The sequence below is a fragment of the Xanthomonas arboricola pv. guizotiae genome (assembly GCF_002940205.1).
Classification (GTDB): Bacteria; Pseudomonadota; Gammaproteobacteria; order Xanthomonadales; family Xanthomonadaceae; genus Xanthomonas; species Xanthomonas arboricola_C.
Window position 1 is genome coordinate 43,941 of the sequence record NZ_MDSK01000012.1, and the last position, 23,480, is coordinate 67,420.

Consider the following 23,480-nt stretch of genomic DNA (forward strand, 5'->3'; position numbering starts at 1 on the left):
GTCGCCATGATGGCAACACGCTGACATAAATATGGGATAACCGCTTAAGAACGGCCCATTCGATGCTGTGCTGCACGCCTCTGATCGGATCACAGCGTGCCCATCCATGCGCAGCTGGCGGCACCGGAATCACTACGTTGGAGCGTCGCTACCGTTGTCACCGCCTGGTTGGGCACTTCCGGTGGCAGCGCGCCAGTTCGCATATCCGGTTGAGCCTGGTGCTCGCGCGCAGATCATGAAAGAACACCAAACACCTCGATTTGGTGTCCCCACCGAACGGAGATATCCGATGGAGATCAAGAAAGCGCAGTTGGCAGGCCCGTCCTCGCCAGCCGAGTTGCAGAACGCACGCAAGCACGATGAAGGTATCGTGGAACTACAACCTGCCGCATCGCCGACAGAGTCCCCGGTCAACCCCACGCTATCGGCACTTGTCCCGCGCAGCCGCTCACGCACTTCGTCTGCCAGTTCCGCGCCAACGTCGCCCGTGGAGCCATCCTCGCCCGCACCGCAGGCGTCACACTCGGCACGGGCGACTGCTCTATGCACTGCCAAAACGCTTACCGCGCGCGCGAACTCCGCGTTGGCAAGCGGCGTCCAGCATGCATCCGCTGCAGTGTCCAAGGCCGCTTCTGATCTCTGGTCGCTGGCGGATCTGCGCACCATGCTGCAGATGCATGCAGACGATCCCGCATTTCTGCAGATGGTGCGCCACACCGATCCGGAACAGGTCGCGCCGCACAGCCTGGCCGCGTGCCGCCAGCAGATCACGCAGCTACGCGGCGCCATCGAATCTGCAACCGGTCTGGAAACACGCTTTTGTCAGCAATTGCTCAGCGACGTCAAAGCCGTGGAAGATGCGCTGCAGCCGCTGGAGCATGGGACACCTGCAGCAGGGAGGGCGCTGAAGTCGCTGGCCAATCTGGTCAATCTCTGGCCCCTGGTGGTACCCAGTCCGCTGCTTGCCAACCAAGCCAAGACTTTCGCCTATTCCATTGCCGCAGCAACCAAGGGCGTGATGAGTCTATCGGCATCGGCGCTGCGCCCCACCGCCGATGGGCTTCCGTTCCCGCTGATGGGCGGGCAGCTGGGGCGCGAAGCCAACGAAATGCATTTCTACGCCATCCTGCTCAACGGATTGTTTCTCACCACCGAACTGCCAAAGAAATTCGGCAACCCGTCCATGCGACAGCAGGCCGAAGCGGTGGAAAACAACCTGGGATTTGCCGCGGCCGCATCCACGGCCTGCACAGCGATGATGCTGACGCCCTTTCTCTGGAACAGCCTCAACGCGCTCGGCAATCGAATGCAGCATGGTGTCTCCCACCTGGGCGCGGGTATCGCGGACCGTGCCGGCCTTCAGACGCAGGCTCAGCGGTTGCGTGCGCGCCTGACGCCCGGACAGATCAGCCAGCAACTGCGCACGCAACTCAACGAGATCTGCGCCGCTCTGGAGCAAGGCCGCGACGCTTTTCAACAAGCGCGCCGAAACTTTACCGAACCCGGCACAGGGCACGAACTCACCCGCACGCTCAATGCTCAATGCACGCATCTGCTGGAGACGCTCGATCAGTGCAGCAAGCGCCTGAGCACTGCGCTGCAAGTCGACCAGGACCAGCCAGTCACCATCCCGCGCCAACTGGCCAACCAGGATTTCTCTTCCAAATTGGCATTGGCATTGTTGGGTGCCGGCGTGACCGGGCTGACCGTCTACCTGATCCAGCCGGATCGGATCGGCACGGTGGACCTGCTGGCCGACACGGCCGTGGTGACGACCGTGATGATGCAGTCGGCGTTGAACAAGCACGCGACCCGCCAGGACACGATGGAGCGCTTCAAGGCCATGTGCTCCGGCAGCATGGTCATGGCACTGGCGCTGGGTGTGGAAAAACTGTCCAAGACGTTCGCAGACAAGAGTCTGATCGAAGCATCGTCGGCATCGCCCTACTACGCTGGCGCGATCATGTCGCTGATGTCGATGACGATGCCTGGCCCAATGGCGCGTGGCGCGGAACTGGCGATGAACTGGGGCGCGCGTCAGGTCATGCGGGTGTTCAAGGGGCCCGATGGCACCCCGCTCGCAACCCGCATGCCGTCCTCGCCCGAAGAGCTGATCCAGACCGTACAAGACACGGCGAATTATGTGGCAAGTCTGTCGCCGGAACAGGCGCAGCATTACGCGCAGATGGTTGGAGATAGCGCCCTGCAAGTGATCGAGGGCGCGGGTGCGGAAACCAGGCCCGGCAACAGCGTCACGATCACCGAAATCTCCGAAATCACCGAGATGGACGAGGCTGCCGAGGTCGCGGTACAGACCGCCTCCCCGGAACCGGAAGCGATTGCGCAACCGCACCCACTCAGCCATGACGCAACACTGCGCACAGCGGGCTCGCCCTGACATTGCAACCGACCGCAATGGGCTGCCAGCACGCACCTGCGCTGTAGTGGAGCGCACACACAAGACCCCCGCCTTTCGGCGGGGCCTTGTGTGTGATGCAACAGCCAACACCAGGGCTTCGCCACGCGCGATCACCCCCCGACCCGCTCCGAACCCCGGCCAGCGCTAGCGTCAGGGCGCACTGAGGCGCGCTCGCCAACGGCGCGTAATCGGCGACACTACAACGACCGCACCGACCCACTCACACCAGGTATCGCCGGAACCACGCGATGGTGCGATCCCAGGCCAGGGTTGCGGCCGCCTTGTCGTAACGCGGCGTGGAATCGTTATGGAAACCGTGGTTGGTCCCCGCATACACGTAGGCCTGATAGACCTTGCGCTGCGCCTTGAGCGCGGCCTCGTACGCCGGCCAGCCGGCATTGACGCGCTCGTCCTCTGCGGCGTAATGCAGCAGCAGTGGCGCGCGGATGCGGGCGACCTCGGCATCGGTGGGCTGACGGCCATAGAACGGCACCGCCGCCGCCAGCTCGGGATACGCCACCGCCGCCGCATTGGCCACACCGCCGCCGTAGCAGAAGCCGGTAACGCCCACCTTGCCGGTGGTACGTTCGCGGCTCATCAAAAACTCCACTGCGGCGAAGAAATCGTTCATCAGCTTGGTCGGGTCGACCTGCGCCTGCAGCGCGCGGCCCTTTTCGTCGTTGCCGGGATACCCACCCACCGAACTCAGGCCATCCGGTGCCAGCGCGACAAAGCCGGCCTTGGCCACGCGCCGCGCGACATCTTCGATATACGGATTGAGACCACGGTTTTCGTGCGCCACCACCACGCCCGCCACCGCGCCGGTGACCTTGGCCGGCCGCACCAGATAGCCGCGCACCTGGCCATGGCCGTTGGGCGAGGGATAGGTGATGTACTCGGCCACGATGTCCGGATCGGTGAACTCCACTTGCGTGGCGAGCGCGTAGTCGGGCTCAGCGATTCCAGGATCGCCGCCGCACTCAACCCGGCCACCGCGAACGCAGCGGCGCGGTCGAGAAAATCGCGCCGACTGAGTTTGCCGTGCACATAGCCGTCGTACAGCGCGAGCAGATCGGGGTGGAAATCCTGGGCGGTCAGACGACGCATCGGCGTTCTCCTTGGGGATGGCTGGACTGCGCGCGCAAGTGCGCGCATGTACGCAGCGCGGAAAGCGGCATCAGTTTTACGACACAACACCGCATCCAGCCGAGCATGCCGATGCGTCTGCAGCGGCGCAAGCAAGCCTCGTTCGTAATGCGGCAACAACCCGGAAGATCACCACGGCATGCCCAACGCGATCGGCTAGGCCTCGCCGGCGCAAACGGACTTCTACAACAGCGCGTGCAGCCCATGTCGTGATTTCAGCGACGCATCGACCTCCCCACCTGTCGACGCCCACAAAAAAACCCCGCCTTTCGGCGGGGTCCTTTTTTGATGCAACAACCGGTGCAGCTGGATCAGAAATCCATGCCGCCCATGCCGCCCATGCCACCGCCGGCCGGCAGCGCCGGCTCGTCCTTCTTCGGTGCATCGGCCACCATCGCTTCGGTGGTGATCATCAGGCCGGCGATCGAGGCTGCGTTCTGCAGCGCCGAACGGGTGACCTTGGTCGGGTCCAGGATGCCGAACTCGACCATGTCGCCGAACTCGCCGTTGGCAGCGTTGTAACCGTAGTTGCCGGTGCCTTCCTTGACCTTGTTCAGGATCACGGACGGCTCTTCGCCGGCGTTGGCGACGATTTCGCGCAGCGGGGCTTCCATCGCGCGCAGGGCGATCTGGATGCCGTGGGTCTGGTCTTCGTTGGCACCGGTCAGGTTACCGACGGCCACCAGCGCACGCACCAGGGCCACGCCGCCGCCCGGGACCACGCCTTCCTCGACGGCTGCACGGGTGGCGTGCAGGGCGTCTTCGACGCGGGCCTTCTTTTCCTTCATTTCGATTTCGGTCGACGCGCCGACCTTGATCACTGCAACGCCACCGGCCAGCTTGGCCACGCGCTCCTGCAGCTTCTCACGGTCGTAATCGGACGAGGTGTCTTCGATCTGGGTCTTGATCTGGCCGACACGCGACTCGATCGCGGCCGAATCGCCGGCGCCGTCGATGATGGTGGTGTTTTCCTTGGAAACCTGCACCTTCTTGGCGCGGCCCAGGTCCTTGATGGTCGCCTTCTCCAGCGCCAGGCCCACTTCCTCGGAGATCACGGTGCCGCCGGTCAGCACGGCCATGTCTTCCAGCATCGCCTTGCGGCGGTCGCCGAAGCCCGGTGCCTTGACCGCCACGACCTTGACGATGCCGCGGATGGTGTTGACCACCAGGGTCGCCAGCGCTTCGCCTTCGACTTCTTCAGCCACGATCAGCAGCGGCTTGCCGGCCTTGGCCACGCCTTCCAGCACGGGCAGCAGGTCACGCACGTTGGAGATCTTCTTGTCGTGCAGCAGGATGAACGGGTCGTCCAGGTCGGCCGACTGGCTCTGCTGGTTGTTGATGAAGTACGGGGAGAGGTAGCCGCGATCGAACTGCATGCCCTCGACCACGTCCAGCTCGTTTTCCAGGCCCGAGCCTTCTTCAACGGTGATCACGCCTTCCTTGCCGACCTTCTTCATCGCTTCGGCAATGATGTTGCCGATCGACTCGTCCGAGTTGGCCGAGATGGTGCCGACCTGGGCGATCGCCTTGTCGTCGGTGGTGGGCTTGGAGATGTTCTTCAACTCGACCACCGCAGCCTTGACGGCCTGGTCGATACCGCGCTTGAGGTCCATCGGGTTCATGCCGGCGGCCACAGCCTTGGCGCCTTCGCGGATCAGGGCCTGGGCCAGCACGGTGGCGGTGGTGGTGCCGTCGCCGGCGTTGTCGTTGGTCTTGGAAGCGACTTCCTTGACCATCTGCGCGCCCATGTTCTCGAACTTGTCGGCCAGTTCGATTTCCTTGGCGACGGAGACGCCGTCCTTGGTGATGGTCGGCGCGCCGAAGCTCTTCTCGAGCACGACGTTGCGGCCCTTCGGGCCCAGGGTGGCCTTGACGGCATTGGCAAGCACGTTGACGCCACGAACCATGCGGGTACGTGCGTCTTCACCGAAACGAATGTCTTTAGCAGCCATTGTTTATTACTCCGGAAATTGGGAATGGGGAATGGGGAATCGGTAGATCAACAGCGTGAATCGGGGTGGGGGGGGATGGCGAAGGACGCTAGCCGCTTTGCCCATTCCCCATTCCCAACTCCCGATTCCCGGCGCATAGCGCCTGATCAGCCGATGACGGCCAGAATGTCGTCTTCGCGCAGCACCTTGTACTCGACGCCTTCGGACTTGTAGCTGCTGCCGGCGTACTGGCCGTAGATGACCTTGTCGCCGACCTTGACCACCGGCGCGCGCAGGCTGCCGTTGTCCAGGGGCTTGCCGGCGCCGATGGCGACGACTTCACCCTTGGTGGACTTTTCCTTGGCGGAGTCCGGGATCACGATGCCGCCGGCGGAAACTTCGTCGGCTTCGATCGGCTTGACTACAACGCGGTCGTGAAGCGGCTTGATGCTCATAGAGAAAGACCCTCTTAAGTGATTGATTGGTCTGGAAATTATCGGCGATGTTAGCACTCGCACATGACGACTGCCAGCACAGCGCGCGGAAAAAACCCGACAGAGCGGGTGCGGGCCAGAGATTGTGCTGTGTGAGCGGCTTTCAAGGGCCGGGAGCAAAAAATTTTCGCCGGGCACCTCCATCCCGGGGCCACGAAGCGGCCGACACGGCCCGGCGAGCAGTGCGCCCGCTGGCGACGGACAGCCGGGAACCGCGGACTGCGCAACGGCCGGCTGCGCCCGAGGCCGGCCGCAGGGCCGTTGGCACGCGCGACAGTGGCACCGAGCGGTCGCCGGCGCAGCCGCACTAAAAATGGAACCAGGTTCCACCGATTGTCATGCACACGTTTTACAGTCGGCCACGCATTCCCCGATCACAAGGAGCTGTCGATGAGGTTGCCGTCCCCTGCCCGTGTTTTCCCCTTGCGCTGGTCCCCCAGCTGCACGCTTGCCCTGGCCTGTGCGCTCGCGCTGGCCGTCCCTGCCGCCCACGCAGCGGTGTTCATCAACGAACTGCATTACGACGACGCAGGCGCCTCCGGCGACAGCGGCGAAGCGGTGGAAGTGGTGGCCACCGCCGGCGAATCGCTGAGCGGCTACCGCATCTATCTGTACAACGGCAGCACGCCGGGCGCGGCGACGGTCTACGCCAATACGGCGGTGCCGGCCGGCACTCTGGTGAGCTGCGGCAGCCAGGTCCGCGTCGCGACCGTGAGCTACGCCAGCAACGACGTGCAGAACGGGCCCAACGACGGCGTGGCGCTGGTCGACCCCAACGGCCAGCTGGTGCAGTTCCTCAGTTACGAAGGCGCCATCACCGCCAGCGGCGGCCCGGCCGCCGGCGTCACCAGCCAGAACCTGCCGGTCAGCGAAAGCAACAGCAGCGCGGTCGGCAGTTCGCTGCAGCTGACCGGCACCGGCAGCAGCGCAGCCAACTTCAGCTGGGCCGGCTCGGCGGCGCAGACCTTTGGCGCCTGCAACCGCGGCCAGAGCTTCAACGGCAGCGGCGGTGGCGGCGAAACCGGCGACGCGCCGTCGATCACCAGCACCACCCCGACCCAGGGCGCGACCGGCTTCCCGGCGGCGGGCGACCTGAGCGTGGGCTTCAGCGAGGCGGTGACGCTGAGCAGCGGCGCCTTCGCACTGAGCTGCGCCAGCTCCGGCACGGTGGCGCTGAGCTACCCGACCAGCGGCACCCGCTTCAGCCTGTCCACCAACACCGCCCTGGTCGGCGGCGAACGCTGCACCCTGGCGATCACCGCCAGCGCCATCCGCGATGCCAGCGGCCTGAGCCCGGCGGCCAACCAGTCCATCGCCTTCACCGTGGCCACGGCCAGCGGCGGCGGCAGCGGTTACTACGCGCGGGTCAACACCGCCAACGCCGGCCAGCTGCGCTGCTCGCTGCACGAAACCATCAAGGGCCATACCGTGTACCCGTACAGCGGCTCGGGCACCAGCACCTGGACCATCCTGGAAATGGCCGACGAGGATCCCAACAACAGCGGCCGGATCCTGGACGCCTACCGCAACCGCAGCTACGCCAAGGGCAGCGACCGCGCCGGCACCGGCAGCGGGCTGACCTACAACCGCGAGCACACCTGGCCCAACTCGCTGGGCTTCGGCAGCGCCAGCGGCGACAAGGGGCTGCCGTATGCGCCCTACACCGACACCCACATGCTCTATCTGACCGACACCGCCTTCAACGCCGACCGTGGCAACAAGCCCTATGCCACCTGCACCAGCAGCTGCGGCGAACGCGTGACCGAGGTCAACGACGGCAGTGGCAGTGGCAGCGGGCGCTACCCGGGCAATTCCAACTGGGTGCGCACCCCCGACGGCAACGGCGGCACCTTCGAGGTGTGGGGCCGGCGCAAGGGCGACATGGCGCGTGCGGTGATGTACATGGCGATCCGCTACGAAGGCGGCCTTGATGCGGCCACCGGGCGGTCCGAGCCGGACCTGGAGCTCACCGACGACCGCAGCAAGATCGTGCAGACCTCGGCCTCGCCGGCCTATATGGGCCTGTTGTCCACGCTGCTGGCCTGGCACCAGGCCGACCCGCCGGACGATGCCGAGCGGGCGCGCAACCAGGTGATCTTCAGCTTCCAGGGCAACCGCAACCCGTTCGTGGATCACCCCGAATGGGCGACCTCGAGCCTGTTCACCTCGGCCAAGCCGGCCAGCTGCCAGCTGGCCAATTGATCCGGCCCGGCCCGGCCCGGCGCCCCACGCCGGGCCGGGAGAGTCGGCCGGCAGCGGCAATCCACCTGCCCGCGCACGCCTGCTGCGCGCTGCCGTCGGCCCCGCGCCATGCAACGTCAGTGGGCAGGCGCAGGACCGGTGTAACGCAGGTCGGCGTGCGTGCGGCGCCTAGAAGACGCCAATCGCCGCATTGGCCTGCCCTGCCGGCCGCCGGCATGCAAGATCCGGAAGAGTCCCGGCCCGCTGTCTCGGCCCAGCCCCGCCAGCGCGCGGCCGTCGGGCATGCGCCGGCACCACGCGACGTCGCCCGCTACAGCGCCATCGCGTCCCCGCAGGGTCGGCCCGCCGAATCGCGGTATCGCCGGCCAGCCGCCAGGCCCAGCGAACTTGACGCCGTGTTCCGGAATCTGCGGTCGATCCCCCGCGGACAGGGGATACACTGCGCGGTCACATGAGCGCCTCCTCCCTCCATCTGTTGTTCAGCACCTGCCCGGATGCCGACAGCGCCGAGCGCATTGCGCGCGTGCTGCTGGACGAGCGCCTGGCCGCCTGCGTCACCCAGTTGCCCGGCGTGCAGTCGCTGTACCGCTGGAACGGGGCGATCGAGCGCAGCCAGGAAGTGCAGCTGTTGATCAAGACCTGGGAAGATCGCCTGCCGGACGCCATTGCGCGGCTGCAGGCGCTGCATCCGTATGAACTGCCGGAGGCGATCGCGGTCCAAGCCAGCGCCGGGCTGCCGGCGTATCTCGATTGGGTCCGGGCCGAAACCCGCAAGGAATCCTGACGTCCATGAAGTCTCTGTCCCGCTGGATCGCCCGCTGCGCATTGCTGGCCGTACCCTTGCTCGCCGCGCCGCTGGCGCTGCTGGCACCCGCCCCTGCGCAGGCTGCGGTGACCGAAGCCGACCTGCTGCCGGTGGACCAGGCCTTTGCGCTGAGCGCCACCGCCGACAGCCGCGACCGCATTGCGCTGAGCTGGAAGATCGCGCCCGGGTATTACCTGTATCGCCACCGCATCAGCGTCAAATCCGGTCAAGGCTTTGCCGCCGGCGAGCTGGCGCTGCCGGAAGGCGAGAGCAAGCACGACGAGTTCTTCGGCCAGGTGCAGACCTACCGCAGGCAGCTGCAGGCCACCCTGGCCGGCAAGGCCGAGCCGGCCGTGCAGACCGCGGTCCTGCAGGTGCAATACCAGGGCTGCGCCGATGCCGGCGTGTGCTACCCGCCGCAGCGGCGCGAGATCCGCGTCAGCCTGCCCGCCGCCGCGGCAGCCGGCGCATCCGCCAGCGCCCCGCAGCGCGAAAACCTGGGCTCGCTGGTACCACGCAGCCCGGCCGGCCCGCGCCTGTTCGGCGCCCCCGGCCAGACCGCCGGCGTGGACGCGCTGCCGCTGCCGGCCGAGCAAGCGTTCAACTTCGAAGCCATCGTCGGCGACGGCAACAGCCTGCTGCTGCGCTTCACCCCCGCGCCCGGCTACTACATCTACCGCGACCGCACCTCGCTGGCGCTGGAAGGCGTCGGCGGCGTGCGTCCCGGGCTGCCGCGCTGGCCGCAGGGCAAGGCGCACCGCGATGAGCACTTCGGCGATGTGGTGGTGTATTTCGACCAGGCCGAAGTCACCTTGCCGCTGCTGCGCGATCACCCTGATCCGGCCCACGTGACCCTGGTAGCGACCTTCCAGGGCTGCCAGACCGACGGCATCTGCTACCCGCCGATGACCCGCCGCGTCGCCCTCGACGTGCCGGCCGGCACGGTATCGCCGCCGAATCAGGCGCAGGCCGCGCCGCTGATGATTTCGCCGCTGGCCGCCGGCCAGGCACCGGCAGAACCCGCACCAGCTGCCGCACCCGCCGGCAGTGCCGGCCCGGTCGCCGATGCCTCGGCCGGCAATCCGCAGCGCACCCCGCCGCCGCACACCGACAAGGGCTTGCTGGCCATGCTGGTGCTGGCCCTGCTCGGCGGGCTGGTGTTGAACCTGATGCCCTGCGTGCTGCCGATCCTGTCGCTGAAGGTGCTGGGGCTGGCGCACAGCGGCGAGAGCCGCGGCCACGCACGTAGCCATGCCATCTGGTATTCGCTGGGCGTGCTGGTGTCGTTTGCGGCGATCGGCGCGCTGGTGATCGGCCTGCGCGCGGCCGGCCAGGCGGCCGGCTGGGGCTTCCAGCTGCAGCAGCCGTGGTTCGTCGCGGCGCTGGCCTATCTGATGTTCGCGGTGGGGCTGAGCCTGTCGGGCGTGTTCACGCTGGGCAGCAATCTGGGCGGCATCGGCCAGTCGCTGGCAGCGCGCAATGGCCCGCTGGGCGATTTCTTCACCGGCGTGCTGGCCTGCGTGGTGGCCAGCCCCTGCATCGCCCCGTTCATGGGCACCGCACTGGCGTATGCCTTCACCGCCCCGGCGCTGCTGGCGATGCTGGTGTTCCTGGCGCTGGGCCTGGGCCTGGCGCTGCCGTTCCTGCTGATCGGCTTCATCCCCTCGCTGGCGCGGCGCCTGCCCACGCCCGGCGCGTGGATGGAAACGCTCAAGCAGGTGCTGGCGTTCCCGATGTATCTCACTGCGATCTGGCTGCTGTGGGTGCTGGGCAAGCAGCGCGGCGTGGACGCGCTGGCGCTGATGCTGGTCGGCGCCACCCTGCTGGCGCTGGGCCTGTTCTGCTTCGAGCGCAGCCGCTGGAAGAGCCATCGCATCGGCATGGGCCTGGCCGCAGTGATGCTGGTGCTGGCGATCGTGCCGGTGGTCGGGGTCACCCGCCTGCGCCTGCCGGCCGCCACTGCCGCCGAAGGCGTGGTGGCGTTCTCGCCGCAGTTGCTGGACCGCCTGCGCGCCGACAACCGCGTGGTGTTCGTCAACATGACCGCCGACTGGTGCGTGACCTGCAAGGCCAACGAAAAGAACGTGCTGAGCAGCGCCGACTTCCGCGATGCGCTGCGCCGCGTCGACGCGGTCTACATGAAAGGCGACTGGACCAACGTCGACCCCACCATCAGCGCGTTCCTGGACCAGCACCAGGCCGTCGGCGTGCCGCTCTACGTCGTTTACGGCCCCGGCGCCCCACCGGCGATCCTGCCGACCGTGCTGACCGGCGCGATCACCGAGGATGCCTTGCTACGCGCGGGGCGGTGAAGTGCATGCGCGGCGTGGGCGTCTGAGTGGCTAACCTTTCATGTCCCGGCGTTCCTGGCGCAAGGCAGCTGGCTGTCGACTTCAGGCGACAAACGTAATAGTACGAGCCGATGCGGCAAACGTTGCCAGCGCCCAACTAACGCCGGTTCGCTCAGCAGGCATCATCGAACGGTAGATGATGTACGCAGATTGATCACCCGATATTGGCCCTGATCGCCATAGCGCGCGCCCTTCTTCTCGACCTCGGCGCATAGCCTGTCCTTGCCGCAGGGCACCAGGTCGGCGCGCCGAATGCGATCCAGGTAATCGATGGAGGCTTGCAGCTGTGCAAATTCGGCCTGCTTTTCCTTGATGATGGGAACCGGGTAAGCCACTGCACCCAACCCCGAGACGCCCGCCACGAGCATCGTGACCGATGCGATCCACATGCGCCGCGTGATCCGTGTTTCCAAGGACTGCTGGGCTTGCGCGTAGCGTCGAGTGGCTTGCTGCAATGTCTCGTCCGCAGTGGCCATTTCTTTGTTGAACCGCTTGGCGGCCGGCTCCAGCGTCTGCGCCAGTGCCTGATTGGTCAGCTGCATCAACCTCGGCAGGGCGTTCTCCAGCACCCGATTGACCTTGACGTCGGCACTGCCCACCGCGCTTTGCAGCACCTGGAGTTGTTCGGCAATGAGATCGCGAAGGCGCTGTTCGCGCTGTTGGGTCGAGGACATCAGCGTCGTCAGCACTTTGATGGTTTGCTGCAACGACGCGTTCGATGCGTTCAACATCACCATCATTTCCGCCATTGCGGTAGCGTCTTGCCTGTCCATGAGGTCTCCTCAACTCGGTTGATGCCAGAAAAGATGTTGACTGACCACCACCGCCTCCGCCTCCTCCACCGCCACCGCCGTCTCCACCACCGCCGTCCCCTTGAGGACCGCTCTGCATCGGGCCCTTGGCAAACTCGGGTAAGGTCATGACCATCACCGGCCCACGGCTGGTGTTGACCTCCGCTGAGACATCCATCCCCAGCGCCTGACGTGTGGCGGCGAGCTCCTGGGCCTCCTGCTGGGCCTGCGCCTCCAGAAAATCGTTGCCCTTCTTCAACAACGCCTGCGTCGCTGCGCTATTGGCCACCCGATCCAGGGCCTGCTCGATCGCCAGCTCGTTCTTGCTGTCGAGCGCGTAGAGCACTTTGTCCACATCCGGGTCGCCGGTGATGGATTTCCGCTCAACCTGCGATGACTGGTTTGGCGCATCGCTTCCCCCTGGACCGGCGAAGCGCAGAGCTGGAGGTGGGAAGGCATCGGCTTGTGCAGCCACTCCACTGGGAGAGCGGCGGCCTTGCTCGTGCTGCGGGAACCCATCGAGGCTTGCGCCTTGCACGCTTTGCGTCTCGTGGTGAACGAAGGGATAGGGTGCTCCACGCTCGCGATACTCCTTCCATTCCTTGTGGAAGCGTTCGTCTTCCCGATCACCCCGCTCAATCTCCTCTTGCAGCTGGCGCAGCGAGCGCATGGTCTCTTCCAGGAACAGAGCACCGCCCGGGTCTGCGGCGCTACGGTCCTGCGCTGGGGTCGATTGGGTGCGTCGGTCTTCGGCCTCGGCAGATCCTGCAGGGAAGCGATTCACAGCGCTTGCACCAAAGGACTGCTCGTACGCCGGCGCTAGGTGTTGAGGTGGCGGCAACGGCGCATCATGAGCAGCAAGCAAGGTGTCTGAAGGACGGGACTGCTCGGCCCTGGCTTCTTGCTCAGGCGTGGTAGGCGCCGTGGCCTGCGATGCCATCAACGGCTCTGCTGCCGCAGGCGTTGTTGGGGCCATGGCGCGAACCAACTTTCCCTCCTGCCCACGCGCCATTTCTTGCTGGTGGATCGGCACTCGCCCCATCTCCGCCTGCTGCGTTTGCACATGCTGATGCAGCGCTGGCGGCACCGCATCGGCCTCCGCGCTTTGCAAAGGCTGCTTGCCCGATTCCCGGCCTTCGGAAGGAGGCGCTTGGCTGCGCGCGGTGTCGCGGCTTTGCACCGCTTGCGGTTCCAACGCGCGTTCTGCTTCTGGTGCTTGACGCGGCTGCGCGTCACCTGGGCCAGTCGTCTGCTTCGGTGGGTCAGGTGGGTGGTGAGCCAACTGTTCGCCTGTCTGTTGGTTCTGGATTTCTGACTGCTGACGCGCGTCTTCCTGCTGCAACTCGGGCCGCGTTGTTTGTTGAGTCAGCACCACATCCGCAGCGTGCGGCTGAGGGTCGGCTTGTTGCGAGGCGTGCTGGCTGGGGTCTTGCTGCTGTGCTTGCTGAGCCTGACCTTCTTGGACCTCAACCTGCCTGGCTTCTTGAGCCTGTCGGTCTTGCTGCTGTTCCCGCTGCTGGTTGTCCTGGGCTTGGCGCTCCTGCGCTTGCCGTTCCTGGACATCCCTTTCCTCACGCTCCTGCAGCTCGCGTTGCTGGGTGGTCTGTGCCTGCTGCTCCTGCAGTTGGCGTTCTTCCTGTTCGCGTCGTTGCTCTGCCTGGCGTTGACCTTCCAACAGCGCGTGCGCCTGGACTGCTTGTTCGCTCTGCGCCTGATCTTCGCGCTCAGGCTGTGCCTGCTGGAGGTGCTCGCGCACCTGCGCGACGTGCTGCTCTTGCGCAACACGATCTTGCTGTTCGCGTTCTTGTCGCGCCTGCGCCGCAATAGAGGCCTGCATGCGTGCCTGGAGGTCGAGCACTTGCTGCGCACTGGAAGAATCGGAGGCCGAGGTGTCCGCATCTCCCGTCGCTTCGGGCGCCCGAGCAACGGTTGCCGGTTCCTGTCGGTGGTCCCGTGCCTCACTCAACGCCTGCCGGATGTCTTCGCTGCTGGTGACGGCCACCACACGCGTGATCCCATCGCTGCCGCGTTGAAGGTGCGCGATGGGGCTGTCATAGCCATATTGCCCCGACGCATTGCGCTGCAACTGCTGCATGGTCGGCCCGGTGATGCTGTTGGCGTCCCTGGTCCGCTGCGCGGCCAACTCCACGGCCCGTTGGGTGTCCGGATTGACGTTCAAATCAACGCCTGCCGCCCGGTAACGATGCAGCAGTTCGTTGTGCTCCATCTGCGCAGCCGTTGGCGCGGGAAGCGCCTGGATCGCTGCCAAGGCTTCCTGGGAGCGCTCGATCGAGGGCTGCCGCAGTTGGTCGGTCAGTTCCAGCTCCACCGCCAGATTGCCAGTGGCAACGCCATCCTTGCCTGCCCACTGTGCTGACTCGGTGCGCTGGTAAAGCTGAGCGTCCGAACCGAGCACAGCGCCGGGCTTGGCCTGGGCGGCTTGGACGGCCGCAGGCACCTCGACACCGTAAGCCTGTGCCCGCTGCGCGGCATGGTGTTCCAGGTAGGCGGCGGCGATGGCTTCGCGGCCCGTGGCGATGTTGCTTTCGACGCGTCCCAGGGCTTCTTGGTTGAGCTGTTGCGCGCGTTCCGGGGAGGCGGTTTGGTGTTCGTAGCTGCCTCGGTCGTTGGCACCGGACACGGCGGTTTTGACTTGGCGCTCCCATGCCTGGCTCTCGGGATTGCGATGCCAGTTCTGGTTGTCCAATCCCACCTGGTCGCTGGCCCGTGCAGGGAGGTTGAACGGGTCCTGCGGTGGAGGAGCCTTGCCCAGCGCCAGCTCCACTGCCTTTGCGTTGGCCAGCGCGCCCAGTTCCTGCGATTTTTCGTAGCTCGCCACCACGGGCTGCTCGCCGCTCGTGCGCCGGCCATCCTGGGCAAGATCGATGGCCGCTTCGCGCTGCCAGTTGCGACCGTTGAACTGCCACTCCACGCCCGCCTTGTCGGTCTGCTGGTAGATGGCGCGGTTGTCCAGCAGATCGGCGCCTTTGTCGACCCCCTTGCTCATCAAGAGCGCGTCGCCGACCACCAACGCAGCCGGCACGAAGCCGCTGCCGCCCCGTGCTGCGGCCGTAGCGCATGCAGCTCGCGCAATGCTTCTGAATTCTCGGCAAACTTAAAACAATTGTTTAAAACAGCTATAACTTCTGCTATCTGGACAGCATCGGCGACATCGCGCAGACTTCCGGCCTTTCCGCTCTCCCGGATGTCATGGCCCACCTGCTGCTGTTGCACGGCCCCAACCTCAACCTGCTCGGCACCCGCGAGCCGGAGGTCTACGGGCGTACCACGCTGGCGCAGATCGATGCGGCCCTGGTGGACCGCGCGCAGGCCGCCGGGCATGCGCTGACCTGCCTGCAGTCCAATGCCGAGCACGTGCTGGTGGAGCGCATCCACGCCGCGCGCGAGGACGGCACCGCCTACATCCTGATCAACCCGGCCGCCTTCACCCATACCTCGGTGGCGTTGCGCGACGCGCTGCTGGGCGTGGGCCTGCCGTTCGTGGAAATCCATCTGTCCAATCCGCATGCGCGCGAGCCGTTCCGGCACCACAGCTATCTCAGCGACAAGGCCGACGGCGTGATCTGCGGCTTTGGTGCCGACAGCTACCGGCTGGCGCTGGAAGCGGTGATCGCGCGGCTGGAACGCGACGCATGACATCCCGCTCACCCACGCCGGCGCCCGCGCCGACGGCCTGACCCCCTTCCGCCGGCAGCCGCCGGCAACCTCCACCGATTCACCTCATGAGGCCCGTATGGATCTCCGCAAAATCAAGAAACTGATCGACCTGCTCGAAGAATCCAATCTCGCCGAAATCGAGATCAAGGAAGGCGAGGAAAGCGTGCGCCTGGCACGCGTGCCCAAGGGCACCACCGTGATGAGCGCGCCGGTGCAGCAGTACGCACCCGCCCCGCCCGCGCAGGCCCCGGCCGCCCCCAGCATGCCGATGCAGTCGCCCACCGAAGCCTCCACCGGCGGCGCCAAGCAGGCGGCCGCCCTGCCGGAAGGCCACGTGCTGCGCGCGCCGATGGTCGGCACGTTCTACACCTCGCCCTCGCCGGACAAGCCGGCCTTCGTCACCGTCGGCCAGCAGGTCAAGGCCGGCGAGACGCTGGCGATCATCGAGGCGATGAAGATGTTCAACCCGATCGAAGCCGACGTCTCCGGCACCATCGTGGCCATCCTCGGCGAAACCGGCCAGCCAGTGGAATTCGATCAGCCGTTGTTTGTGATTGGCTGAGAGCCGGGAATCGGGAGTGGAGAATCGGGAATCGGCAAAGCGGCCTCATGAACGCCTGGAGGCCTGGCGCGATTCCATGGAGCTTGTGGAAATGATCTATCGGTTCACCGAGGTCTTTCCCGAGCAGGAACGCTACGGCCTGACGGCGCAACTGCGCCGTGCGGCCATCAGCGTCCCGTCGAATATCGCCGAAGGTGCGGCGCGACGTTCAACTCCCGATTACGCGCGGTTTCTCTCGATTGCGCGCGGCTCGCTCTTCGAACTGGATACACAGGTCCAGATCGCCGGACGACTGGGCTATAGCAACACCGAAGACGAAGACATCGTCAGCCAGCAGGTCGACCAGGTCTTCGCCAAGCTCACCGCATTGATGAATGCCTTACGCAGACGTGGAGCCGCACCATGATGCCCGCTTCTCCCCATTCCCCATTCTCGACTCCCTATTCCCATGCTCGATAAAGTCGTCATCGCCAACCGAGGTGAAATCGCGCTGCGCATCCTGCGCGCGTGCCACACGCTCGGCATCCGCACGGTCGCGGTGCATTCCACGGTCGACCGCAACCTCAAGCACGTGGCCATGGCCGACGAGTCGGTGTGTATCGGCCCGGCTGCCTCCAGCGACAGTTACCTCAACATCCCGGCGTTGATCGCCGCGGCCGAGGTCACCGATGCGCAGGCCATCCATCCCGGCTACGGCTTCCTGTCGGAAAACGCCGACTTTGCCGAGCGCGTGGAAGAATCCGGCTTCATCTTCATCGGCCCCAAGGCCGACACCATCCGCCTGATGGGCGACAAGGTCGAGGCGATCCGCGCGATGAAGGCCGCCGGCGTGCCGTGCGTGCCCGGTTCGGGCGGCCCGCTGGGCGACGACATCGTCGCCAACACCAAGGTGGCGCGCGAGATCGGCTACCCGGTGATCATCAAGGCCGCCGGCGGCGGCGGCGGGCGTGGCATGCGCGTGGTGCATTCGGAGGCCGCGTTGAAGGCCGCCATCGAAACCACCAAGTCCGAAGCCAAGGCCGCCTTCAGCAACGATCAGGTCTACATGGAGAAGTTCCTGGAAAATCCGCGCCACGTGGAAATCCAGGTGCTGGCCGACGGCCAGGGCGGTGCGATCCATCTGGGCGAACGCGATTGCTCGATGCAGCGCCGCCACCAGAAGGTGGTGGAAGAAGCGCCGGCCCCGGGCATCACCGAAGAACTGCGCAACGAGATCGGCAAGGTCTGCGTGGATGCCTGTATCCGCATCGGCTATCGCGGCGCGGGCACCTTCGAGTTCCTGTTCGAAGACGGGCGTTTCTATTTCATCGAAATGAACACGCGCATCCAGGTGGAGCACCCGGTCACCGAGCGCATCACCGGCATCGACCTGGTCTGCGAGCAGTTGCGCATCGCCGCCGGCCGCAAGCTGACCATCAAGCAGAGCGACATCGTGCTGCGCGGGCATGCGATCGAGTGCCGCATCAATGCCGAGGACCCGGAAACCTTCATGCCCAATCCGGGCCTGATCACCGCGTTCCATCCGCCCGGCGGCCCGGGCGTGCGTGTGGATACGCACATCTACGCCGGCTACAAGGTGCCGCCGAACTACGACTCGATGATCGGCAAGCTGATCGTGCATGGCCCCGATCGCGAGACCGCGATCGCGCGCATGCGCGTGGCGCTGAGCGAGATGGTGGTGGACGGCATCAAGACCAACATCCCGCTGCAGCAGCGCATCATGCGCGACAAGGGCTTTCAGGCCGGTGGGCAGAACATCCACTATCTGGAAAAGCGCCTGGCCGAGCGCAAGAACAAGTCGATCGCGCTGGTCTGATCGCACTGGTCAGTGCACCGCGTAACAAGCCCGGGAAACCGGGCTTGTTGCGTTGTTGCCCGGTGCATTGCGCAGGCCAGCCGACCTGTGCGTAGGAGCGCACCCGGGCGCGACCGCGCTTTATCGGTGGAACCTCGTCGCGCCCAGGTGCGCTCCTACGGGATCAGTCGTCCGCGCGGCTGCGCCGCGGTGCCGGCTGCTGGCTGCCCGGCACCGGCACGATGCCGCTGGAGGAGGCCGGGTCGACCACGGTCATGGTTTCGGTGGAGCCATCCGGCCACACCACCTGGAAGGTGGAGCCGGCCGGCAATGTCGAAAACGGCATCGCACTGCTGGCGCGGTAGACCGCGGCCACCTGGCTGGCACCATGCCGTCGCTGCTGTTCGTCGGCGGCGACCGTGGTCAACTTGACCGACAGCGGCTGATAGCGGTGATCGGCGGTGTCGATCATCACGATGCCCACGGCCGCGGCCGAATACGCCACGAACAACGCGACCCAGAACCAGAACTTGGCGCCATGCGCCAGGCGACGGTAATTCATGACTGCGCTCCCGGCTCGGAGACCAAGCGATCGACCATCTCATCCACTCTGTCTGCTCCCTGCCGCGGCACCGCGGCATCGAATACGAACGACACGAAATCCTGTGCGCTGTCGCGCGAGCAGATGCCCGCGTTGGCGCAGTAATTGGTGACCAGGGTACTGTCTGGGCTGCAATCCAGCCCCAGCCGGCATGCAGCCACCTGCCAGGCCAGCTCGGCGAACTGATCGCCGGCCACGTAGCCATCCAGGCTGTCATCGCCGCTGGCGCGCGCACCCATCGCCGGCGCCAGCGCCAGGTAGGCCTCCGGGTCGCGCGAGGCCAGCACGCGCTGCACCAGCGCGCGCTTGTAGCTGGACGAGCGCTGCAGCGGCTCGCCCAGCGCCAGCAACGCCGCCTCGGCAGCCAGGTTGCCTGCACGCGCGGCCGTCTGCCGCTGCTGCGCCACCAGCCGCGGGCCCAGGCCGTCGCTGGGCGCAAAGCCGGCGCAGCGCTGCGCCACGCGTGCGCGCGCGGCGTGCATCGCCGCCACGCCGGGCGTGTGCTGCGCGGCGATCCAGGCGCTGTCGGCGGCGTAACCGGCCGGGCTGGCCGCATACGACGCGCAGTAATCGTAGACGCGGCTCAGGCGCCACCCCGCCTGCGCATCGCCGGCGCGCACCTGCTGCTGCAATTGCTGCGCATAGCGGTACAGGTCCGGCTGCGCGTCCACCGCATCGCGGTACGGCAGCTGCAGGGCAGCGCCGCGTTCGGCGGGCACGTGCGCCACCGCTGCCGGCACGCCGGCACGGGCACTGCCTGCCGTCGCTGGCAGCGCGGCGGTGGGCAAGTCGCCCGGTTGCGCGCGCACATGCCACCAGGCCGCCGCCGCGAGCGCGACGGGAGCCAGCAACAGCCAGAGATGGCGGGCACGAGCAAGCGGCATGGACAGCGGCGACCCTGCTGCGGAAAGCCCCGCAGCGACGGCGCGGAGTCTAGCACCCGCCTGCGTGCGCGCTGGCGCGCAAGCGGACGCCGCCGGTGCGAACTGCGGACGGTGCACTGCATGTGGACGGTGCTCTGCGCGGGTGTGACGTGAGTGGCGCGCAGCGGCAGTTTGGTTGCCGGCGCGTCTGCGTGCTGCGCCGGCAGCGGCCGGCGCCACCGCGCTGCATGCGCTGATTGCACCGATCAGGCGACGGCATCCGCCGTATCGCAGGCGCAATGCGCCTGCTGGCCCAGCCCCCGTCGCGCAGGAGTCCGCCTGCATGAATGGTCTACGATGCACGCTTTCGAATTGCCCGACCGCCACGATGCCGTTTCTTGAACTGACCCTGCCCTGCTCCGACGCCACCCAGCCCCGTTACCAGAATGCGCTGGACGACATCGGCGCGCTGGCGGTGACGCTGCTCGACGCCAATGCCGATACCAGCAACGAGCGCGCCATTCTCGAACCCGGCGTCGGCGAAACGCCGCTGTGGAACACCATGGTGCTGAACGCGCTGTTCGACGGCGACAGCGATGCGCTGGTGCTGCTCGCCGCGCTGGAAGCGTTCGACCCCGGGCTGGACTGGAGCCAGGTGGCGTTCCGCACCGTCGACGACAGCGACTGGGAACGCGCCTGGATGGATCAGTTCAAGCCGATGCAGTTCGGTGCGCGGACCTTCATCGTGCCGTGGAATCACGCGCTGCCCGAGGCCGCGCAAGCGCCCGACGCCGCGGTGATCCGTCTGGATCCGGGCCTGGCGTTCGGCTCCGGCACCCACCAGACCACCGCGCTGTGCCTGCGCTGGCTGGACAGCCTGGCCGGCAGCGGCGAGCTGCAGGGCCGCAGCGTGCTGGATTTCGGCTGCGGCTCGGGCATTCTCGCCGTCGCCGCGCTGAAGCTGGGCGCCGCCAGCGCGGTGGGCGTGGACAACGATCCGCAGGCGCTGCTGGCCACTGCCGACAATGCCGAGCGCAACGCCTTGCAGGCGCAGCTGGCGGTGTACCTGCCGCAGGACGCGCCGGTGCAGACCTATCCGGTGGTGGTCGCCAACATCCTGGCATCGGCGCTGGATGCGCTGGCCGACACCTTGTCCGCACGCGTGGCGCCGGGCGGACGGATTGCGCTGTCGGGCATTCTGCATGGTCAGGAAGAGGAGTTGCTGCAGCGCTACGCGCCCTGGTTCGAGCAACTGCGCTGCGAACGCGACGAAGACTGGATGCGCATCGACGGCGTGCGCCGCCACTGACGCCGCGTCGGGTCAGCGGTGTGGCCGGCCGGCACGGATCTGCGCGGTGGTCACCGCATCGGCCACACTGATGGCGCGCAGGCGGGTCACCGCCTGCCAGCCGGCACGCCGCAGCGCCGCGCTGCGCCACGGCCCGGCCCGTCGGGCCAGCTGCACGCGCAGGCCCAGCTCGGCCAGCAGCAACGCCGCCCAGGCCGGCAGCGACCACGTCCGCGGGCCCAGGCTGGCCAGGCCGCCGGCCAGCGCCAGCAGAACCACACTCAGCGCCAGCAACCGCCAGTGCCGCTGGCGCAGCGCCCACCACCGCGGCGCCAGCCCGGCCGACCATTGCGTGCCGTCGGCCACGGCGGTCCACGCGCCCTGGTGCTGCCAGACCTGGTAACACGGCGCGCCACGAAAGCGATTGATCGCCGGATCCAGCGGCGAGTGTGCCGGCCATGCCGCGGGCGGTGGCGCGGCGGGCGGCGTTGCCGGCATGGTGGAACGGGCGGATTTGGGAGCGGCTGGCTCGACCATGGATGTCCTCCTTGAGTTCGCTGTGATCCCGTCATCATTGACACCGGGACAGTATCGCAAACATATCGGCATATGAAAGGTATACGAACTATCTCTGATTGCTGCTAGGGCTATATCTCCCGGCCCGTTCCCCACTCACGGTGCCGTGTGAGCAAGTTGTACGAACGCGTCCGCGAAGCCCGCGCCCTGACCAAGCTGACCCAGGAAGGCCTGGCCGGCGAGCTGGGCGTGACCCGCAGCGCGGTAGCGCAGTGGGAGATGGCCGAAGGCACCGCGCCTTCGGTAGACAACCTGATCGGCCTGGCCAGGCGCAGCGGCATGGCGTTCGAATACCTGGCCACCGGCCGCGGCGAGCGCACCTTCGGCCCGCCGGTGCCGGCGATCGCCGAAGAACCCGCGCAATACCGCCACCTTGACGAGCAGCAACGCGTGCTGCTGAACCGCTTCGACACGCTGGCGCCGCGCCAGCGCAGCGGCCTGCTCGATCTGTTGCTGGCCGAGGGCAAGACGCGGCGTCGGCGTTGAGTTGGGGAATCGGGAATCGGGAATCGGGAATCGGGAATCGGGGGCAGGCTGCTAGGCGCTTCGTTTGTGAGGCAAGCTCGGAGTTTGGAGCTGGCTCAGATGACGTGCGCCGGTTGTTGCGTTTGCTTGTCGGCTGAAGTGCGGCCTGCGCTGGAATGCGGCCTTGGACTGCGGCAGGGTGGTCACAGCGGCGCGACGGTTGGCCGACCAATGGGATGCGTATCCGCAGTCGATGGAAGCGGCATCAGCGCCTGCGGTTACTTGCCGCGCACGCATGACGCGCCCGGGTTCGCCCATTGGCGTGCGCGTGGTTGAATAGGGTTCTTCCCGCTGCACGCCTGCCGATGTCCGAGACTCCGCCACCGCGCCGCCCCCTGGCCACGTTCCTGCGTGCGACGCCGGCTGCCCCGTCGCTAGTCCCGACCCCGGTGGTGCCTGCCGCCGAAGCGCCGCTGCACGCACCGCCGGTGCCGGCCGGCGCATTGGTGCCGGCGCCGTCGGCGCCGATCGTTCCGCCACCGCCTGCACCACCGGCGACCGCGTCGCATAACGACTCCGCGCCGGTGGATATCCTGCTGCCACCCGGCGATGCCGGCCAGGCCGCGGCAGACACCGCCGAGCCGGACCGGCCGGCGTGGACCACGGCAGCCACGCGCCAGCTGCCCGGCGATCCCCTGCAAGGCATCGCGGCCGGCCCCGGCGACACCCACGTCGCGCTCGCCGGCACTCCTGCTGCACAGCCGGCCACCGCGCATCCGCGCGGCGTGGCGGCCGCCGGCGTGGCAGGCACAGACCGGCAGCGTGCGCACGGCACCGCGTCCGCTCCCGCCTCCGACCTGGCCGCCCCACCAGCACCCGGCAGCGCTCCGGACACGGACGCCGAGCCAGGCGACGACGACGCGGACACTGCCGGCGCAGCGGCGCCCGCCCAGTTCCAGCCGCTGCCAGCCCAGGCCGCGCCTGCATTCGCGCGGCACGGGCTGAGCCGGCCGCGGCTGCGCGCCAGCGGCCGCCAGTGGGCGCTGCTGGTCGGGCTGGTCGGCCTGCTGGCCTTGCAGATCGTCATCGCCGACCGTGCGCAGCTGGCCGCCGATGCGCGCTGGCGCCCGCTGGTCAGCGCCGCCTGCACGGTGGCGCGCTGCACCCTGCCGGCCTGGCGCGAGCCGGGCGCACTGAGCTTGCTCAATCGCGAGGTGCGCCCGCTGCCCGGGGTGCCAGGCGTGCTGCAGATCCAGGCCAGCTTCCGCAACGAGGCACGCTGGGCGCAGGCCTGGCCGTGGCTGCAGCTGTCGCTGTCCGACGCCGACGGGCGGGTGATCGGCACGCGTGTGCTGGCGCCGCAGGAGTATCTGGGCCAGCCGCCGGCGGCGCAGGACACGCTCGCGCCGGGCCAGGCGGTGCAGGTGGCGTTTCGCGTGCGCGAACCGGCCGCGAGCACGGCGGCCTTCAGTTTCGACTTCCGCTGAGCGGACCCGACCTGCGCCCACGGCCA

Annotated in this window: 18 protein-coding genes and 2 pseudogenes; 11 read left to right on the forward strand and 9 right to left on the reverse strand. The window is 67.2% G+C overall.

What is annotated here, in order from left to right; translation table 11 throughout:
• Window positions 1-289 precede the first annotated feature (289 nt).
• The gene (gene xopX, locus XarbCFBP7408_RS09290) at window positions 290-2,398 is read left to right on the forward strand and encodes a XopX family type III secretion system effector (RefSeq protein ID WP_104562711.1); all 2,109 of its coding nucleotides are present in this window, start codon (window positions 290-292) and stop codon (window positions 2,396-2,398) included.
• Window positions 2,399-2,639: 241 nt separating this feature from the next.
• Here xopX and yghX read toward each other — a convergent pair whose 3' ends face one another.
• From yghX to XarbCFBP7408_RS09305, 4 genes and pseudogenes are all read right to left on the reverse strand, one after another.
• Entirely contained in the window at window positions 2,640-3,347 is a 708-nt protein-coding gene (yghX, locus tag XarbCFBP7408_RS09295) for a YghX family hydrolase (protein ID WP_258072090.1), read from the reverse strand.
• 122 nt (window positions 3,348-3,469) lie between these two features.
• Window positions 3,470-3,574 (reverse strand): annotated as a pseudogene (locus tag XarbCFBP7408_RS23470) (hypothetical protein); the annotation flags it as partial.
• Between the two features lie 302 nt (window positions 3,575-3,876).
• On the reverse strand, window positions 3,877-5,517 hold the full coding sequence (groL, locus tag XarbCFBP7408_RS09300) for a chaperonin GroEL (protein WP_104562712.1): 1,641 nt from the start codon (window positions 5,515-5,517) through the stop codon (window positions 3,877-3,879).
• 146 nt (window positions 5,518-5,663) lie between these two features.
• Window positions 5,664-5,951 carry a co-chaperone GroES gene (locus XarbCFBP7408_RS09305; protein ID WP_003483210.1) on the reverse strand — a complete coding sequence of 96 codons (288 nt, stop codon included), beginning with the start codon at window positions 5,949-5,951 and terminating at the stop codon, window positions 5,664-5,666.
• Between the two features lie 429 nt (window positions 5,952-6,380).
• Here XarbCFBP7408_RS09305 and XarbCFBP7408_RS09310 point away from each other — a divergent pair, with 429 nt between their 5' ends.
• The 3 genes from XarbCFBP7408_RS09310 (at window position 6,381) to XarbCFBP7408_RS09320 (ending at window position 11,309) form a co-directional block, all read left to right on the forward strand.
• Window positions 6,381-8,192, forward strand: a complete 1,812-nt coding sequence (locus XarbCFBP7408_RS09310) for an endonuclease (RefSeq protein ID WP_104562713.1) — start codon at window positions 6,381-6,383, stop codon at window positions 8,190-8,192.
• Window positions 8,193-8,643: 451 nt separating this feature from the next.
• Window positions 8,644-8,976: a divalent-cation tolerance protein CutA gene (gene cutA / locus XarbCFBP7408_RS09315; RefSeq protein ID WP_024940554.1), complete on the forward strand. Its 333-nt coding sequence runs from the start codon at window positions 8,644-8,646 to the stop codon at window positions 8,974-8,976.
• 5 nt (window positions 8,977-8,981) lie between these two features.
• Window positions 8,982-11,309: a protein-disulfide reductase DsbD family protein gene (locus XarbCFBP7408_RS09320; protein WP_104562714.1), complete on the forward strand. Its 2,328-nt coding sequence runs from the start codon at window positions 8,982-8,984 to the stop codon at window positions 11,307-11,309.
• A gap of 161 nt (window positions 11,310-11,470) precedes the next feature.
• Here the strand turns inward: XarbCFBP7408_RS09320 and XarbCFBP7408_RS23375 are convergent, their stop codons facing one another.
• Window positions 11,471-12,121: a hypothetical protein gene (locus XarbCFBP7408_RS23375; RefSeq protein WP_104562715.1), complete on the reverse strand. Its 651-nt coding sequence runs from the start codon at window positions 12,119-12,121 to the stop codon at window positions 11,471-11,473.
• Window positions 12,122-12,158: 37 nt separating this feature from the next.
• Window positions 12,159-15,215: pseudogene (locus XarbCFBP7408_RS09330) on the reverse strand (hypothetical protein); the annotation flags it as partial.
• Window positions 15,216-15,349: 134 nt separating this feature from the next.
• Here XarbCFBP7408_RS09330 and aroQ point away from each other — a divergent pair.
• The 4 genes from aroQ to accC all read left to right on the forward strand — a co-directional run bounded on the left by aroQ (window position 15,350) and on the right by accC (window position 18,195).
• Entirely contained in the window at window positions 15,350-15,796 is a 447-nt protein-coding gene (aroQ, locus tag XarbCFBP7408_RS09335; RefSeq protein WP_104562716.1) for a type II 3-dehydroquinate dehydratase, read from the forward strand.
• A 97-nt stretch (window positions 15,797-15,893) separates the two neighbouring features.
• Window positions 15,894-16,379 (forward strand): acetyl-CoA carboxylase biotin carboxyl carrier protein, encoded by a 486-nt coding sequence (accB, locus tag XarbCFBP7408_RS09340; protein ID WP_016903367.1) that lies wholly within the window; start codon window positions 15,894-15,896, stop codon window positions 16,377-16,379.
• Between the two features lie 76 nt (window positions 16,380-16,455).
• Window positions 16,456-16,785: a four helix bundle protein gene (locus XarbCFBP7408_RS09345; protein ID WP_258072092.1), complete on the forward strand. Its 330-nt coding sequence runs from the start codon at window positions 16,456-16,458 to the stop codon at window positions 16,783-16,785.
• Between the two features lie 42 nt (window positions 16,786-16,827).
• Window positions 16,828-18,195: an acetyl-CoA carboxylase biotin carboxylase subunit gene (accC, locus tag XarbCFBP7408_RS09350; protein ID WP_016903366.1), complete on the forward strand. Its 1,368-nt coding sequence runs from the start codon at window positions 16,828-16,830 to the stop codon at window positions 18,193-18,195.
• A 163-nt stretch (window positions 18,196-18,358) separates the two neighbouring features.
• Here accC and XarbCFBP7408_RS09355 read toward each other — a convergent pair whose 3' ends face one another.
• Window positions 18,359-18,736 (reverse strand): hypothetical protein, encoded by a 378-nt coding sequence (locus XarbCFBP7408_RS09355; protein WP_104562718.1) that lies wholly within the window; start codon window positions 18,734-18,736, stop codon window positions 18,359-18,361.
• A complete protein-coding gene (locus tag XarbCFBP7408_RS09360; protein WP_104562719.1) occupies window positions 18,733-19,659 on the reverse strand; it encodes a hypothetical protein in 927 nt (308 codons plus the stop codon). The genes XarbCFBP7408_RS09355 and XarbCFBP7408_RS09360 overlap by 4 nt, the downstream gene beginning before the upstream one ends.
• 367 nt (window positions 19,660-20,026) lie before the next feature.
• Between XarbCFBP7408_RS09360 and prmA the strand changes: the two genes are divergently transcribed.
• Window positions 20,027-20,947 (forward strand): 50S ribosomal protein L11 methyltransferase, encoded by a 921-nt coding sequence (gene prmA / locus XarbCFBP7408_RS09365; RefSeq protein WP_104562720.1) that lies wholly within the window; start codon window positions 20,027-20,029, stop codon window positions 20,945-20,947.
• A gap of 12 nt (window positions 20,948-20,959) precedes the next feature.
• On the opposite strand, the gene XarbCFBP7408_RS09370 is transcribed toward prmA, so the two are convergent.
• Window positions 20,960-21,463 carry a hypothetical protein gene (locus XarbCFBP7408_RS09370; protein ID WP_104562721.1) on the reverse strand — a complete coding sequence of 168 codons (504 nt, stop codon included), beginning with the start codon at window positions 21,461-21,463 and terminating at the stop codon, window positions 20,960-20,962.
• Between the two features lie 147 nt (window positions 21,464-21,610).
• On the opposite strand from XarbCFBP7408_RS09370, the gene XarbCFBP7408_RS09375 reads away from it, so the two are divergent.
• Together XarbCFBP7408_RS09375 and XarbCFBP7408_RS09380 are read left to right on the forward strand one after the other, a co-directional pair.
• Window positions 21,611-21,988 (forward strand): helix-turn-helix transcriptional regulator, encoded by a 378-nt coding sequence (locus XarbCFBP7408_RS09375; protein ID WP_104562722.1) that lies wholly within the window; start codon window positions 21,611-21,613, stop codon window positions 21,986-21,988.
• A 344-nt stretch (window positions 21,989-22,332) separates the two neighbouring features.
• Complete coding sequence (locus tag XarbCFBP7408_RS09380; RefSeq protein ID WP_104562723.1) at window positions 22,333-23,454, forward strand: DUF3426 domain-containing protein; 1,122 nt, start codon at window positions 22,333-22,335, stop codon at window positions 23,452-23,454.
• Window positions 23,455-23,480 lie beyond the last annotated feature (26 nt).

What these genes read in the sequence shown, in the direction of transcription:
- groL (WP_104562712.1), bottom strand. Translation starts at nt 5,517, where the DNA reads ATGGCTGCTAAAGACATTCGTTTCGGTGAAGACGCACGTACCCGCATG.
- XarbCFBP7408_RS09310 (WP_104562713.1), top strand. Translation starts at nt 6,381, where the DNA reads ATGAGGTTGCCGTCCCCTGCCCGTGTTTTCCCCTTGCGCTGGTCCCCC.
- aroQ (WP_104562716.1), top strand. Translation starts at nt 15,350, where the DNA reads ATGGCCCACCTGCTGCTGTTGCACGGCCCCAACCTCAACCTGCTCGGC.
- XarbCFBP7408_RS09345 (WP_258072092.1), top strand. Translation starts at nt 16,456, where the DNA reads ATGGAGCTTGTGGAAATGATCTATCGGTTCACCGAGGTCTTTCCCGAG.
- XarbCFBP7408_RS09355 (WP_104562718.1), bottom strand. Translation starts at nt 18,736, where the DNA reads ATGAATTACCGTCGCCTGGCGCATGGCGCCAAGTTCTGGTTCTGGGTC.
- XarbCFBP7408_RS09370 (WP_104562721.1), bottom strand. Translation starts at nt 21,463, where the DNA reads ATGGTCGAGCCAGCCGCTCCCAAATCCGCCCGTTCCACCATGCCGGCA.
- prmA (WP_104562720.1), top strand. Translation starts at nt 20,027, where the DNA reads ATGCCGTTTCTTGAACTGACCCTGCCCTGCTCCGACGCCACCCAGCCC.
- accC (WP_016903366.1), top strand. Translation starts at nt 16,828, where the DNA reads ATGCTCGATAAAGTCGTCATCGCCAACCGAGGTGAAATCGCGCTGCGC.
- XarbCFBP7408_RS09380 (WP_104562723.1), top strand. Translation starts at nt 22,333, where the DNA reads ATGTCCGAGACTCCGCCACCGCGCCGCCCCCTGGCCACGTTCCTGCGT.
- XarbCFBP7408_RS09360 (WP_104562719.1), bottom strand. Translation starts at nt 19,659, where the DNA reads ATGCCGCTTGCTCGTGCCCGCCATCTCTGGCTGTTGCTGGCTCCCGTC.
- cutA (WP_024940554.1), top strand. Translation starts at nt 8,644, where the DNA reads ATGAGCGCCTCCTCCCTCCATCTGTTGTTCAGCACCTGCCCGGATGCC.
- XarbCFBP7408_RS09320 (WP_104562714.1), top strand. Translation starts at nt 8,982, where the DNA reads ATGAAGTCTCTGTCCCGCTGGATCGCCCGCTGCGCATTGCTGGCCGTA.
- xopX (WP_104562711.1), top strand. Translation starts at nt 290, where the DNA reads ATGGAGATCAAGAAAGCGCAGTTGGCAGGCCCGTCCTCGCCAGCCGAG.
- XarbCFBP7408_RS23375 (WP_104562715.1), bottom strand. Translation starts at nt 12,121, where the DNA reads ATGGACAGGCAAGACGCTACCGCAATGGCGGAAATGATGGTGATGTTG.
- XarbCFBP7408_RS09305 (WP_003483210.1), bottom strand. Translation starts at nt 5,951, where the DNA reads ATGAGCATCAAGCCGCTTCACGACCGCGTTGTAGTCAAGCCGATCGAA.
- accB (WP_016903367.1), top strand. Translation starts at nt 15,894, where the DNA reads ATGGATCTCCGCAAAATCAAGAAACTGATCGACCTGCTCGAAGAATCC.